Origin of the sequence: Pseudomonas cuatrocienegasensis (assembly GCF_900110925.1) — a bacterium.
Classification (GTDB): domain Bacteria; phylum Pseudomonadota; class Gammaproteobacteria; order Pseudomonadales; family Pseudomonadaceae; genus Aquipseudomonas; species Aquipseudomonas cuatrocienegasensis.
On sequence record NZ_FOFP01000020.1, the window covers coordinates 1 to 13,704 of the forward strand.

The 13,704-nt window shown below is 59.3% G+C and carries 13 protein-coding genes and 1 rRNA gene; 6 read left to right on the forward strand and 8 right to left on the reverse strand.

Translation table 11 applies throughout. From position 1 onward, the window contains the following. The first annotated feature begins 193 nt into the window (after window positions 1–193). Window positions 194–309 (forward strand): 5S ribosomal RNA (gene rrf, locus BMW49_RS20880). Between the two features lie 271 nt (window positions 310–580). Here the strand turns inward: rrf and queD are convergent. The 3 genes from queD to BMW49_RS20895 all read right to left on the reverse strand — a co-directional run bounded on the left by queD (window position 581) and on the right by BMW49_RS20895 (window position 4,079). Next, window positions 581–937: a 6-carboxytetrahydropterin synthase QueD gene (queD, locus tag BMW49_RS20885; protein WP_083251775.1), complete on the reverse strand. Its 357-nt coding sequence runs from the start codon at window positions 935–937 to the stop codon at window positions 581–583. Between the two features lie 84 nt (window positions 938–1,021). Then, window positions 1,022–2,164 (reverse strand): catalase family protein, encoded by a 1,143-nt coding sequence (locus tag BMW49_RS20890; RefSeq protein WP_069519743.1) that lies wholly within the window; start codon window positions 2,162–2,164, stop codon window positions 1,022–1,024. 34 nt (window positions 2,165–2,198) lie between these two features. Beyond that, complete coding sequence (locus tag BMW49_RS20895; RefSeq protein ID WP_069519742.1) at window positions 2,199–4,079, reverse strand: c-type cytochrome; 1,881 nt, start codon at window positions 4,077–4,079, stop codon at window positions 2,199–2,201. 162 nt (window positions 4,080–4,241) lie between these two features. Between BMW49_RS20895 and BMW49_RS20900 the strand changes: the two genes are divergently transcribed. Continuing rightward, complete coding sequence (locus BMW49_RS20900) at window positions 4,242–4,706, forward strand: DUF3429 domain-containing protein (protein ID WP_069519741.1); 465 nt, start codon at window positions 4,242–4,244, stop codon at window positions 4,704–4,706. A 5-nt stretch (window positions 4,707–4,711) separates the two neighbouring features. Here the strand turns inward: BMW49_RS20900 and BMW49_RS20905 are convergent, their stop codons facing one another. Next, on the reverse strand, window positions 4,712–6,280 hold the full coding sequence (locus BMW49_RS20905) for a methyl-accepting chemotaxis protein (RefSeq protein WP_482822338.1): 1,569 nt from the start codon (window positions 6,278–6,280) through the stop codon (window positions 4,712–4,714). Between the two features lie 321 nt (window positions 6,281–6,601). Between BMW49_RS20905 and BMW49_RS20910 the strand changes: the two genes are divergently transcribed. The 3 genes from BMW49_RS20910 (at window position 6,602) to BMW49_RS20920 (ending at window position 9,189) form a co-directional block, all read left to right on the forward strand. Next, window positions 6,602–7,432: an undecaprenyl-diphosphate phosphatase gene (locus BMW49_RS20910; RefSeq protein ID WP_069519739.1), complete on the forward strand. Its 831-nt coding sequence runs from the start codon at window positions 6,602–6,604 to the stop codon at window positions 7,430–7,432. Window positions 7,433–7,500: 68 nt separating this feature from the next. Next, the gene (locus BMW49_RS20915) at window positions 7,501–8,478 is read left to right on the forward strand and encodes an alpha/beta fold hydrolase (protein WP_069519738.1); all 978 of its coding nucleotides are present in this window, start codon (window positions 7,501–7,503) and stop codon (window positions 8,476–8,478) included. A gap of 24 nt (window positions 8,479–8,502) precedes the next feature. Continuing rightward, window positions 8,503–9,189: a DUF1294 domain-containing protein gene (locus BMW49_RS20920; protein WP_069519737.1), complete on the forward strand. Its 687-nt coding sequence runs from the start codon at window positions 8,503–8,505 to the stop codon at window positions 9,187–9,189. On the opposite strand, the gene BMW49_RS20925 is transcribed toward BMW49_RS20920, so the two are convergent. Together BMW49_RS20925 and BMW49_RS20930 are read right to left on the reverse strand one after the other, a co-directional pair. Continuing rightward, the gene (locus BMW49_RS20925; protein WP_069519736.1) at window positions 9,169–9,543 is read right to left on the reverse strand and encodes an MmcQ/YjbR family DNA-binding protein; all 375 of its coding nucleotides are present in this window, start codon (window positions 9,541–9,543) and stop codon (window positions 9,169–9,171) included. The genes BMW49_RS20920 and BMW49_RS20925 overlap by 21 nt on opposite strands. A 9-nt stretch (window positions 9,544–9,552) precedes the next feature. Further along, window positions 9,553–10,479 carry a LysR substrate-binding domain-containing protein gene (locus tag BMW49_RS20930; protein WP_069519735.1) on the reverse strand — a complete coding sequence of 309 codons (927 nt, stop codon included), beginning with the start codon at window positions 10,477–10,479 and terminating at the stop codon, window positions 9,553–9,555. 120 nt (window positions 10,480–10,599) lie between these two features. On the opposite strand from BMW49_RS20930, the gene BMW49_RS20935 reads away from it, so the two are divergent. Continuing rightward, window positions 10,600–11,205: an FMN-dependent NADH-azoreductase gene (locus tag BMW49_RS20935; RefSeq protein ID WP_069519734.1), complete on the forward strand. Its 606-nt coding sequence runs from the start codon at window positions 10,600–10,602 to the stop codon at window positions 11,203–11,205. 33 nt (window positions 11,206–11,238) lie between these two features. Here the strand turns inward: BMW49_RS20935 and pabB are convergent, their stop codons facing one another. Next, window positions 11,239–12,591, reverse strand: a complete 1,353-nt coding sequence (gene pabB, locus BMW49_RS20940) for an aminodeoxychorismate synthase component I (protein ID WP_069519733.1) — start codon at window positions 12,589–12,591, stop codon at window positions 11,239–11,241. Between the two features lie 124 nt (window positions 12,592–12,715). Beyond that, complete coding sequence (locus BMW49_RS20945; RefSeq protein WP_069519732.1) at window positions 12,716–13,702, reverse strand: alpha-L-glutamate ligase-like protein; 987 nt, start codon at window positions 13,700–13,702, stop codon at window positions 12,716–12,718. Window positions 13,703–13,704: the final 2 nt, after the last annotated feature.

Consider the following 13,704-nt stretch of genomic DNA (forward strand, 5'->3'; position numbering starts at 1 on the left):
CGCTGTGAGGCGTTGAGCTAACCAATACTAATTGCCCGTGAGGCTTGACCATATAACACCCAAACAATTTGATGTTTGCGTGTCTCTATGAAGACTGCAACAGCCGAAAATTTGCAAGACTACAAACCACGACATCACATACCCAATTCGAGGCAGCGTACTGCATCAGCAGCACGGTACCTCAGCTGAATTGCTTGACGACCATAGAGCATTGGAACCACCTGATCCCATCCCGAACTCAGTAGTGAAACGATGCATCGCCGATGGTAGTGTGGGGTTTCCCCATGTGAGAGTAGGTCATCGTCAAGCGCCTATACCGAAACCCCAGCACTTTACAGTGCTGGGGTTTCTTCTTTGTGCGCGGGAAAAGTGGTTTGGCTTCGTGCCTGCCTCGGCCTGGTACGGCCCTGATTGCTTGAAGGGGAGGTGCTTGCCTAGTCGGGTTCGCAGTGTGCAAGCTCAATTGCGTTGAAAGCAAAAAAGGCCCTGAGTCTACACTCAGGGCCTTTTGCTATGCGTCTGTTCAATCACGCAGGTGTTGGTATCAGGTGGCTATCTAAGTTAGCCACCTGATACTTGATCAATCTCCCCGGTACTCGCAACCACTGGTGCAGGTTTCATGGATGCGTATGCGAGAAAGCTCCGGCAGAAGCGGTTTTAGTTCCTTCCAGATCCACTTGGCCAGGACTTCGCTTGTGGGGTTTTCGAGGCCTGGCAGATCATTCAGGTAGTTATGGTCGAGCTGCTCATAAAGCGGTTTGAAGATCGCCTTTATCTCGGAGAAGTCGCGAATCCATCCGGTATGAGGGTCAACCTCTCCTTCGATATAAATCGCTACGCGGAAGGAATGCCCATGTAGGCGTCCGCACTTATGTCCGGCGGGGACATGAGGCAGCCGGTGGGCCGCCTCGAACATGAATTCTTTGAACAGTTCCAAAGCATCTCTCTCTGCTGAATCGACACGGTAAAGTCTGTCGGTTGCATGGTACCAGTGCCTTGCCCGCTTTGCCCTGATCAAGGATTACTGGGTTTGAGCTTGATTGCGCTCCTGCCGATAGATGCTGACTGCTTGATAAACGGCCTTGCGCAGGCGATTTATGCCTCCGATCGGGCGGTGTTCCGGCAGGGCATGCCAAGGGTTGAATGCCAGGTTGTCGCAGAAGAGATTTTGCTCGCTGCTATCGAAGTCTTGAGCAGGCAGTGTTATCAAGGCCACGGTCTGGAAGGGTGAGATGGACTCGTCCCACTCGACGCTTGGGTCTTCGATGGGCATGTAATATTGTGGATTCTGTTTTTGTACCTGAAGCGCGAAGCACGCCGGGCTTCGATCCAGGGAGAGTTGCTGGTACAGCGAGCTGCGCAGGAAGTTGGGCAGGTCGGTATTGGGTGCCGGTAAGCTGTAATTTGGGCAGTTTTCCGCTGCCGGAATCACCCGGTATTTGATGTTGTGTGGGCCCAGCTTGAACGGTGCGATGGAGTTATAAGTGGTCTGCACTGGCGTTTGCGGGGCGGGTGATAGTGTTTTCAACGCAATGATCAAGTGGCGAACTTCCCAACTGCGTGGGTCCCAGCTGGGAAAGAAGGCGAGTACTTTCTTGCCGTCTGCTTGGGCGGCGAAATTGCTCTGATATTCGGCGACATCTCGGACGAAGAATGCGGGATGGTTGAACATCACGAAGTCTTGTTCGTTTGCATGTTGTGGGCTGGCGAGAAGCTTGGTCCCCGGCACATCGAGCAATTTGATGGCCATCCCCCGTGCGTCGCGCGCGCGGTCGAATTGAGGGTAGGCATTGCCGTTGGATAGACGAACCCAGGCTTGCCAGGTCTTGCCAGGCTCCTGCAATACCCCGTGTCGCAAGTCAGGGGCGAGATCCTGGAGGACGCTGACCTCGGCTTTCAGGCAACCATGGGCTTTGGCGTGAGCGTCACGCAAGACACGAGTATTGTCGCGGTGCTGTTCAACAACACGAATCGCGTCCTCGATGATGGTCTGGGTATAGCGGTCTTCATCAAGTGGTATTTGTTCTTCGCTGGATACCGGCCCTGAGAACTTCCAGCTGTAGTACGCCGTACCCAGCCCCCAGCCCAATCCTGCAACTACTACGAGCGTCAGCGTGAGTTTTGCCAGCCAACGTCCGAGCCAGAGCCATAGTTTCTTGAGCATCGGTGATTCCTTGTATGAAAGGTCCTGATATCACTCAGTTCTGACAGCTGGGGCCTGGTGTCCAGGGGCGTGCCGGTACGACGTCGAGCCTGCTTTCCAGGTCAGGGTTTCCTAGTACCTTGAGGTATTCGATCAGCGCCCAGCGCTCATGGGGCTGCAGTGCCCGGCCGATGACGCCATCCTCACGGCAGCCACTGCGGAACTCATGGCCACGGTTACCGTTGCCGGTAATGCGGGTGTCGAAAAGAAAGCCACCTGGGAATTTCGTACTGTCGAAGCCGATATATTTCGGGTCGAATTCGAAGTTGCCTACCCAGAAGGTGGTCTGTCGTTCGGATACCGGCGAGAGCAGTTGGAACAGTGTGGGCACTGAGCCATTGTGTAGGAAAGGGGGCGTTGCCCAGATGCCATCGAGTGGGCGCGGTTTGTAACCGCGAATCTCCTGGACGCCGATTGGTAGGCCGTAACCGTCCATGCTTGCCCGCTCGGCACCGCTGATGCCTGCGTCGCGGTAAGCGCGATCTTCGACATAGGCGGTAATGTAAGCCAAGCCCTTGGCGCTGGAAATGCTGGCAAGGTCAAGATCCTTGCTTGATCCGTCGGGCAGCAGACGGACATCCAGGCGGCTCAGTTCTTCGGTGGTCCAGCCCAACTTGCGCAGGTCGAAACGGTGATCGGCGATATTGTCTGCGGTCGTAGGGTCAGTACCGACTTCTTGAGTGGAAATGACGCGCATGTGCCATTCTGGGTCGCGATCTGGTGCCATGCGCCTGTCAGCAGGGTTCACCGGGTGGGGGGCGTGGCAATAGGCGCAGTTTTCCTGGAACAGGGCCCGACCCTGACTGGCCATCGGTAAATCAACCGCCCCAAGAATGGCCTCTGGCCACGTCGGCGGTTTGAGCTGCTTGAGGGTTTCTTCCAGCGTATGCAGGTCGCGCAGGCGCACACTTGAGGCATAGCGATCCTCTACCGCAACCGGTGAGCCATCGGTGTTGAGTAAATGCAGAGTCGCCCCTACACCGAGTGCCTCGCCAACGTTGCGCGCCATAGGCTGCATAGCCGAACCATTCCATTGTACCCAGTCGAACTTCCAGATATCCCATAACTGCGGGTAGCTGACGGGGGCGTTCGCCACCCGGTAATTACTCGGGTCAATGGAATCGCCGAATACACTGTTGGCGATCCTCCCGAAAGCATCAGTGCGACCAAAGCCTTCTTCGGTGGGATAGAGTCCGCGATGCCAGTCGTTGTAGGCCGTGCCGAGCAGGCGGTCGAGTACAGTCTTGAACTCTGCCCGCAGTACGTCATACCCACTGTCGTACTCATCGCCCAGAACAACTCTGGCGAAGCGACGAAATTTGAGAGGGTTGTAATAGGTGAACGCCATGCTCATGCCAAGAGCCTGGCCAAAGCTGCCTCCGCGCAAGGTAGGTACGGTGGAGGCCAGCGAGTGCAGGGCGGCGCCACCATCAATGCGGATGGCCTGGCCCTGGTAGCGCAGCTCGCCGGTGTGGCAGGCGGCGCAACTGATATCCAGGTATTCGACACCGCTTTCGTCATCGGCATGTCGGGCGAAGCCAACAGGCAGGTTACCAGGGTTGACGGCACTCGGCTGTTGTTCTGGTTCGATAAGAAAACCAAAGCGCGCGAGATAGGCGGGGTCGGTGAAGCGTTCGCGACTAAAGGGTTTTTCCAGTGCCTGGAACCAAGCGTATTGCAGGCCTTTTACCTGGGTGCCTTGTGGCGTGTAGTAGTAGGTCTGGCGTTGTTCGGTGCTCCACTGTCCCAGATAGTGAAGTTTGGAAGGAGGCGCATACGCTGGCAGATTGGGATAGGCCACGAAGTACAAGGCGACGGCCAGGCCCGCGAGGATGAGCAGCAGGATGGCGTAAATGATCCGGCGCAGCGTACGCATACTCACATCCTTGTTGATAATGATGTTCGCTGACGTTATGCGAAGTTCGAGTAGCTGGCAAGCTGCCATGATTCTGGAAAGGTGCAGCGCTCTGCTCTGCGCTTGCTCAGTCTCTCAGGTACAGTGACAGCACAGTCACATCCTTCGGAGAGCTTAAAGAAGATGCATCCTTTCAATGCCACCACGCCACCTCGATTGGCAAGCCTGCTGGGCTATGCAGGCCTGGTTCCCTTCGTCAGCGGTGCCTTGGGGCTCTGGCTGACACCATTGGCGTGGCGTCCTTTCGTGCTTGATGCCTTGCTTGATTATGCGGCAGTAATTCTGGCGTTTATGGGGGCCATTCACTGGGGCTTGGCGATGCGTGCCGAGGCAAGCGATACCCGCGCGAATATGCAGCTCGGTCTATCTGTCCTGCCGCCATTGCTGGGCTGGTTGGCGGTCGCGGGGCTGCCGATAATGCTGGCGTTCCCCTTGATGCTCCTGGCCTTTATCGCGCTCTACCTGGCAGATCTGCGCGCCGTCAAACTGGGTTTGGCACCCTGCTGGTACCCGGCTTTACGCAGGCCCCTGACGGTGGTGGTCAGCCTTAGCCTGGTGCTTGCCTGGATAGGTGCGTTTGCAGCCTGAAAGCCTCAGATACGGAACTGGCCGAGTAAACGGTTGAGCTGCTCGGCCAGTTGCCCAAGTTGTCGGCTCGCCCCGTTCGACTGTTCTGCCGCTTCGGCACTTTGACGGGCCAGGCCGTGAGCCTGGGTGACGTTCTGGTTAATATCCTCGACTACATGGCTCTGCTGCAGGGTGGCGCTGGCGATAGACGCGTTTAGCCCGGTCAGATTACGCAGCGACTGTGCGATCTGCTCCAGGCTCTCGCCTGCCTGACGTGCCTGCTCGACTGTCAGTTGTGAGGCGCGACTGCTTTCGTTGATGATTTTTACTGCCGCCTCGGAGTTACCCTGCAGGCGCTCGATCATGCCCTGGATTTCGGCTGTCGATTGCTGAGTACGCTGGGCCAGTAGGCGTACTTCATCGGCGACCACGGCAAACCCACGTCCCTGCTCACCGGCACGCGCCGCCTCGATTGCCGCATTGAGCGCGAGCAGATTGGTTTGTTCGGCAATCGAACGAATTACCTCCAGTACGCCGCCGATTTGATTGCTCTCGTTGGCCAGGGTTTGAATGACCTCGACCGATTGGGCCACGGTTTCCGAAAGCTGGCCGATCTGTCGCAGGCTGGTAGAGATGTTGCGTTGACCAAGGTTCGCCTGGTCTTCAGCGCTGCGTACCTCGCTGGATGCATGTTCGGCATTGCGCGCCACATCCTGTACGCCATGGGTGACCTGATTGATGGCTGTCGCCACCAGTTCCATTTGCTGGGCCTGCTGCTGGCTGTAACTGTACGTCTGGTCGGCGAGGGTATCGAGCGAGCGGGCAGATCGCTCCAGGGCTCCAGAGGCCTCAAGGGATTGTTGGACCACGGCGCGCAGCTTTTGAGTAAAGCCGTTGAAGTGCCTGGCCAGCGCGCTGAGTTCGTCGCTGCCATTGGCGTCAAGCGAGCGGGTCAGGTCACCTTCGCCACTGGCAATGCTGGCCATGGCGTCCACGGCCTGTTTCAGCGGTCGGGCGATGCTGCGTGCGATCAAGAGCACCAGCAGCGCCAACACAAGCGCGATGCCTACGCCGATGGCAATGGCGTGGAGTGCCTGGTTACGAAATTCGGCCTGGACATCATCGACATAGACGCCGGAGCCGACGATCCAGCCCCAGGGCTTGAACAGCTCGACATAGGATATCTTGGGGACAGGCTCGCTAGCGCCAGGCTTTGGCCAGCGGTAATCGACCTGACCGCCGCCGTCATTGCGGCTTAAACGCACCATCTCGTTGAACAAGGCCTTGCCGTCTGGGTCCTTGTACTCAGACAAATTTTGCCCTTCGAGCTTTGGGTTGGTGGGGTGCATGACCATTATGGGGGTCTGGTCGTTGATCCAGAAGTAGTCCTGAGCGCCGTAGCGCATGCCGCGCAAGACGTCCTTGGCCTGGGTTTGAGCTTGCTCACGGGTCAGCGCGCCTGCTGTTTCCAGTCCGTGGTAATAAAGCAGTACACCGCTCGCAGACTGCACCACATGGCGTGTCTTTTCGCCCTTGGCGGCATACAACGCCTGGTGTATCTGTGTCAGCATGAATGCTCCAAGAAGGCTGAGCATAAGAATGGCAAGACTCAGTATCAGCAGCAGGCGGCGGCTAATCGGTAATTGGCGCAGGCTATTCATAGCCATCTCCCGGCGGCAGGGGGCGTAATAAGAGTACTGCCCGTTTTTCGATCACCGGCATGCCGGGTTTATTGGGGGCTGTTGCCATTTCCTTCGCGGCAACGCGGCTTGCTACGAAACGGCAACAGACTCTAGAGTGTGCCCCGCTTTGCCTCGCGGCGGCTACCGGTCATGCGTTGCACAAGCCGAAAGCTGGGCATTTTGAATGGTAATCATGACTTTGCGCTGCCAACTGGCGGCCTTCTAGGAGTTTAAATGGATCTGTGGTTGGCCTTTCAGGCCCTGATTCTGGGTGTTGTCGAGGGTATTACCGAATTTTTACCGATCTCCAGTACCGGCCACCAGATCATCGTGGCCGATCTCATCGGCTTTGGCGGTGAGCGGGCGATGGCGTTCAATATCATCATCCAACTGGGGGCGATCCTCGCGGTGGTGTGGGAGTATCGGAAAAAAGTGCTGGGTATCGTCATAGGGCTGCCGCGTGAGCCCGGCGCGCAACGCTTTACCCTCAATCTGTTAGTGGCTTTTTTGCCCGCAGTGGTGCTTGGCGTGCTGTTCGCCGATCTAATCCATACCTACCTGTTCAATCCCATTACCGTGGCGGCAGCCTTAATTGTCGGTGGTGTGGTAATGCTCTGGGCCGAACGCCGGTCGCACCAGGTTCATGCTGAAACGGTAGATGACATTGGTTGGCGCGATGCCCTGAAAATTGGTTTTGCCCAGTGCCTGGCGATGATCCCAGGCACCTCTCGTTCGGGGGCAACCATCATCGGCGGGCTGCTTTTCGGTCTGTCGCGCAAGGCGGCGACCGAGTTCTCGTTTTTCCTGGCGATGCCGACCATGGTTGGCGCGGCGGTGTACTCGGGCTACAAGTATCGCGATCTGTTTCAACCGGCGGATCTACCCGTATTTGCCATTGGTTTTGTCACCTCGTTCATTTTCGCCATGATTGCCGTGCGGGCGTTATTACGCTTTATCGGCAACCACAGTTATGCAGTGTTTGCCTGGTATCGGATCGTTTTCGGCTTGCTGATCCTGGCGACCTGGCAATTGCATCTGATCGACTGGAGTACGGCTCAAGGCTAAATGCGAGTGCCTGCATTCGCCGTATCGGCAAACGGCCTTTGCCATAGTGCGTGGAAAAGGAGATCGCCATGCTGACGCTCGACCATCAACTGCTGCCCATCAACGGTATTCAACTGAGCCTTTACCTGGCCGGCCCTGAAGATGGGCCGCCGGTGTGGCTTCTGCATGGTTTTCCGGAATGCTGGCAATCGTGGCGTCATCAGATTGAACCCCTGGCCGCCTCGGGCTATCGCGTATTGATCCCGGAAATGCGTGGCTATGGTCGCAGCAGTGCGCCTGAGGATATCGAGGCTTATGACCTGTTAACGGTCTGTAGCGATATACAGGCTGCCATGGCGCATTTTGGCCAGTCTCAGGTCTGTGTTGTCGGGCATGACTGGGGCGCGCCTGTGGCTTGGCACCTGGCATTGCTCGAGCCGCAGCGAGTGAAGGCCGTCGTTGGCATGGCGGTTCCCTATGGCGGGCGGCCCAGGCAGCCGGCCACGACACTTATGCGCCAGCTGTATGCCGAGCGTTTCCACTACATCCTGCATTTCCAAACGCCGGGGCTAGCTGAGGCCGAGATGGATGCCGATCCGGCACGCACTCTGCGGATGATGATGCACAACACCTCAGCCGCTGTGCCCAAGGATTTCTTTCTACAGGACAAACCGGCCAACGCTGGCCTGTTCGATGGGTTAGAGGACCCGGGCACGCACCCTCACTGGTGCAGTGATGCGGCCTTTGCCGTGTATGTGCAGACCTTCGCCACGCAGGGTTTTCGTGGTGCGCTGAATTGGTATCGCAACTTCGAGCGCAACTGGCAGCGCACCGAGGCATTGGCCGAACGGATTATCGAGCAGCCTGCTTTGTTTTTACTGGGCGATCTCGACCCGGTCGGCACATTGGAGGCCTACACGCTCAGGCAGATGCCGAGCCGCGTCCAGTATCTTGAGCAGCACCTGCTGAAAGCGTGCGGCCACTGGATACAGAATGAGCAGCCTGAGCGGGTTAATGAGCTGTTGCTGGCGTTTTTGCGACGCCACTATCCGGCGCAAGCCTGCTAGCGGGTTTTGGTTCTGAGGGGTGTAATGGAAGTTCGCGGGCACGTAACGCGCTGGGATGATGACAAGGGCTTCGGCTTTATTGCCCCAGAGCAGGGCGGTGCAGCTGTATTCGCGCATATTTCCGCCATGCGCGATGAGCGGCGGCCACGAGTGGGTGATCGGGTGCTGTTCGTGCCGGGCGCGGGCGAGGGTGGCCGGCCCCGTGCGCAGCATATTCGCATCGAAGGTGAGCTGAGCCTGGATCAACCGCTTATCCGTAAGCGCCCCGTTCGCGCTGCTCGAATCACCAGCGGCTCACCTCGTGGTCGGGGTAAGCCGCAACCCGTCGTGAGCGCATGCTGGTTGGTTGTGTTGGCCTGCCTGATTGTGCCGATTGCCGGGGTTTGGCACCTGGCAGGTAGCCTGGGAGGGCCTTGGTTGCTGGCCTGGTATCCGGCGATGAGTCTGATCAGCTATCTGCAATACGCCCACGACAAGCGGCAGGCGCAACGCAACGGTTCGCGCGTGGCCGAGCGTAGCCTGCACCTGATCGAATTGGCAGGCGGCTGGCCCGGGGCTCTGCTGGCCCAACAGCACCTGCGCCATAAGACACGCAAGTTGTCTTATCAGGTGACTTTCTGGCTGATTGTGCTGGTTCACCAGCTTGCCTGGCTGGATGCACGCTGGGGCGGGCAGTTGCTCTGGCGCTGGTTACAACCGCTGTTCGGCTGAGCCTTGATCGAGGAGCAAGCTGGCTTGCCGGTAGCGGGGCAGGCGCCTGACCACCAACTGATGTGCGGCCATGAGTAGCGCTCGCAGTTCGCTATCCGCCAGCGGCGGCTGACTGGCGGCCATACTGATCCAGTGCGCCCGGGCCAGGTATGGCGCCGGACGAATACCGGGGCGGTCGGTATGAGCGAGAAAGCTGGTGTGCTCGACCTTGAACGACAGGCTGTCACGGTAGGGATCGATCATCGCAAACATGCGGTTACCCGCTACTGAAAAGACGCGCATGCCGCGCCATTTGAGGTCCAGTTGCACGCCTGGGAGTGCCAGGCAGTAATGCTCGAGTTCATCTTTGGTCATGGCTATCTCTCAGATTAGGGGGGAGGCCACTGGCACCTTTCCATCGACTGCGGCGAAGGCCTCGCTCAAATGTTCGATCCAGGCACGTACCGCAGGCAGCATGCCGCGTCTGTGGGTATATACCGCCTGCAGGTGGCCGCCGGGCAGCGTCCACTCGGGGAGCAGCCGTAATAGGCGTCCGTCCGCGAGTTCCTGCGCACAGTCGAGCTGCGGCAGCATGGTAAAGCCCAGGCCCGCTATGGCGGCTGTCTTGCGGACGATGAAGTTGTCGATTCCCAGGCGAGCGTCGAAGGTCATGTCGCGTCGCTTGCCAGCGGCATTCACCAGGCGATGATGAATGCGCCGATCATTCTCCAGGGCGCCAAGTGCGGGCAATTGCAGCAGGTCATCCGGGCTGCGGATATCACGCCCTGCCAGTAACGCCGGTGCTGCGACCAGAAAGGCCTGTGCCGGCATCAGCCGGCGGGCGATCAGGTTTGGATCTTCATCGTCCTGGTTACGCACTCGGATGGCGACATCGACCCCCTCGTTGATCAGGTCCACGGGGCGATTGACCAGCAGCATGTCCAACTGCACTTGCGGGTAGGCGGCGAAAAAACGGCTGATGATCGTCGGCATCATGTACTGCGCCAAACCCACGGGGCAGGAAACCCGCAGGCGTCCACGGGGCGCGGCTGTCAGGTTGGCCACACTGTCTTCGGCCTGCTCGGCTGCCTGCAGCATGGCCTGGCAGTGACGTAGGTAGCCGGCGCCGACATCGGTCAGGGCCAGGGTGCGGGTGGTGCGCTGCAGCAGGCGTGCGCCCAGGCGGTCTTCAAGTTCGGCGATCCGCCGTGACAGGCGCGATTTGGGAACCCCCAAGATCCGACCGGCCGCAGCAAAACCTCCTGCTTCGACGACTTTGGCGAAATAGAACAGATCGTTGAGGTCGTGCATGGCTATTGTCCTGCCGGTAGGACGAACTATCGCATTTGTGAGGACTAATCGGCCATTGGATTCATGCGTAGTCTTTATCCATCGTCATCGCCGCCCGGCGATTCCTGTTCGGAGACTTCCATGAAACTTCTGCACCTCGACACCAGCATCCTGGGTGATGCATCCGCTTCCCGTCAGCTTGGCGCTGCCGTAGTGAGCGCCTGGCAGGCCGCTGAGCCACAGGTACAGGTCAGCTACAAAGATCTGACCGCAAGCCCGTTTCTGCATTTGTCCGGTGCCAGCCTGGCTGCTACCGGTACGCCCGAAAGCGAACGGGATGCTGCTCAGCAACTCGAAGCCAACCACTCGAGTGACGCCTTGGAAGCCTTTCTGGCAGCCGATGCCCTGGTTATTGGCGCGCCCATGTACAACTTCACCATTCCCTCACAGCTCAAGGCATGGATCGACCGTATTGCCGTTGCCGGCAAGACCTTTAGCTATACCGAGAATGGCCCGGTAGGCCTGGCTGGTGGCAAGCGGGTAGTGATTGTCGCCACCTCCGGCGGTGTACATACCGGCCAGCCGAGTGGCGCGGCCCATGTCGATTACCTGAAGCTGCTGTTAGGCTTTCTGGGGATTACCGATATCCAGGTGGTCACGGCCGAAGGCCTGGCCTATGGTCCGGATGCGCGTACTGCCGCACTGCAAGGTGCTCACGCGCAGATCGACGCGCTGTTCAGCGCCTGAGTCGGCACGGCGCCTGGTCATCAGGCGCCGGGTTTACGGGCTGCAGGTCCGTTCCAGGGTCTGTAGCAGCACCTGCACCTTGGTGATCGACTCCTGATACTCGGCCTGCCAGTTGGAGTCGGCCACGATGCCGCCGCCGCCCCAACAACTGATTCGGCCGTCGCGTGCGAGCAGGCTGCGGATGGCGATCGAGCTGTCCATCTCGCCGCGCACATCCAGATACAGCAGTGAGCCGCAGTAAAGTGCGCGGCGTGTGGGCTCCAGTTCGTCGATGATCTGCATGGCGCGGATCTTCGGCGCACCGGTGATCGAGCCGCCTGGGAAACTGCCGGCGATCAGGTCCAGGGCATCCTTGTCTGGCGCCAGCTCGCCGGTCACGGCGCTGACCAGGTGATGCACATTGGGGTAGCTTTCCAGGGCGAACAGCTCCGGCACCTTGACCGAGCCGGTACGGCAGCTACGGCCCAGGTCGTTACGCAGCAGGTCGACGATCATCAGGTTTTCCGAGCGGTCCTTGAGGCTGGCGAGCAGGGCGCTGGCCTGGGCCGCGTCACGCTCACTGTCCGCATCACGCGGTCGGGTGCCCTTGATCGGACGGGTTTCCACCTGCCCTTGGGCGACGCGCAGAAAGCGCTCTGGCGACAGGCTGAGAATGGCTCCGCCATCGGCCAGCGCCTGAAAGCCGGCAAAGGGTGTGGGGCACGCCTGGCGCAGCAACCCATAGGCCACCCAAGGATCGCCCTGGTAACGTGCGCTGAAGCGCTGGGCGAAGTTGACCTGATAGCAATCACCCGCCTGGATATACGCCTGAATACGCTCGATGGCCCGGCGGTAGGCTGGCGCGTCGATGTCGGCAGCGAAAGGCGCCTGCAGGCGAAACTCGGCGTCAGCAGCCTCAGTCGGGGCTTCGAACAAACGGATAAGGCGTTCACGCTCGTTTGCCGGCAGTGCCGGGTGGAACATCAGCTGGCTGCAACTGTGCAGGTGATCGGTAATCAATGCCCAGGCATACAGGCCGAACTGTGCATCAGGCAGGTGTAGGTCATCCTGCGCCTGTTCCGGCATTTGCTCCAGGCGACGGCCAAAGTCATAGCCGAGGTAGCCGATCAAGCCGCCGAGAAACGGCAGTTCGCTGGCCGTGGGGGCCTGCGCCGGTCCCAGTTCAGCCAGACCCTGGCGCAAGCGCTGCAGAAAAGCCGGCCCTGACTCGTGTGGCAGTGGGGTCAGCGTTCTCTGCGGCCAGGCGCTGAGGATATCGAAACGACCGCGCAGCGCGGCGGGGCGTCCGGCATCGAGCAGGACCGCGCCGGGCGCATGGCGCACGCGATCAAAATAGGCGGCGGGGTCGCAGCGATAGGGCAGTGGGTGGACGTGGCAGCTAGGCATGCGGGAGGGTCGACCGGATACGGAACGCGATTGTAGAACGGCGTCTATCGGTAGCCTAGGTGGCCAACCTTGGCTATCGATTCAGGTGGCAGTAGCGGGCATGGCGCCCGATACTGCCGGTCAATCAGAGCGGCGCGGCTGGGATATGGCCGAACAGTTCCTGGGCAAAGCGCATGCGTTCCTCGGGCGTTTCCTGAATACCTTTGGCAGCCAGCTCTGCCAGACGGGCCTCGACGGCATGGGCGCGATGGGTCAGGCCGCAGTCGTTGGCAATCTGGATATTCAGGCCGGGACGGGCGTTGAGCTCCAGAATCAGCGGGCCTTTTTCCTGGTCCAGCACCATGTCCACGCCGATATAGCCCAGGCCACACAGCTCGTAGCAACCAGCGGCCAGGCGCATAAAACCATCCCAGTTCGGCAGTTGCACGCCGTCCACCGCGTTGGTGGTATCCGGATGCTTGGTGATCTTGTTGTTTAGCCAGGTACCGCGCAGGGTCACCCCAGTGGCCAGGTCCACGCCGACACCGATAGCGCCTTGGTGGAGGTTGGCCTTGCCGCCGGACTGACGTGTTGGCAGACGCAGCATGGCCATCACTGGGTAGCCCATCAGCACGATGATGCGGATGTCCGGTACGCCTTCGTAGCTGATGCTTTTGAAGATCTGGTCGGGGGTAACCCGGTACTCGATCAGCGCGCGATCACGATGGCCGCCCAGGGAATACAGGCCAGAGAGGATGCTGGAGATCTGCTGTTCGATTTCCTCATGGCTGATGATCTTGCCGGAGACTGTCCTGTAACGGTCCTCGAAGCGGTCGGCGATGACCAGAATACCGTCGCCACCGGCACCCTGCGCCGGCTTGACGACAAAGTCAGGGCGGTCGCCGATGATCTCACGCAGCTTGTCGATGCCTTTCTCGGTGTCGATCACGCCATACATTTCCGGCACATTGATGCCGGCCTGGATGGCGCGTTCCTTGGTGATGATCTTGTCATCCACAATGGGGTACAGGTGCCGTTTGTTGTACTTCAGCACGTAATCCGCATTGCGCCGGTTGATGCCCATGATGCCCTTGGCTTCAAGGGCCTTCCACGTCTTGATCAGGCCGAACATGG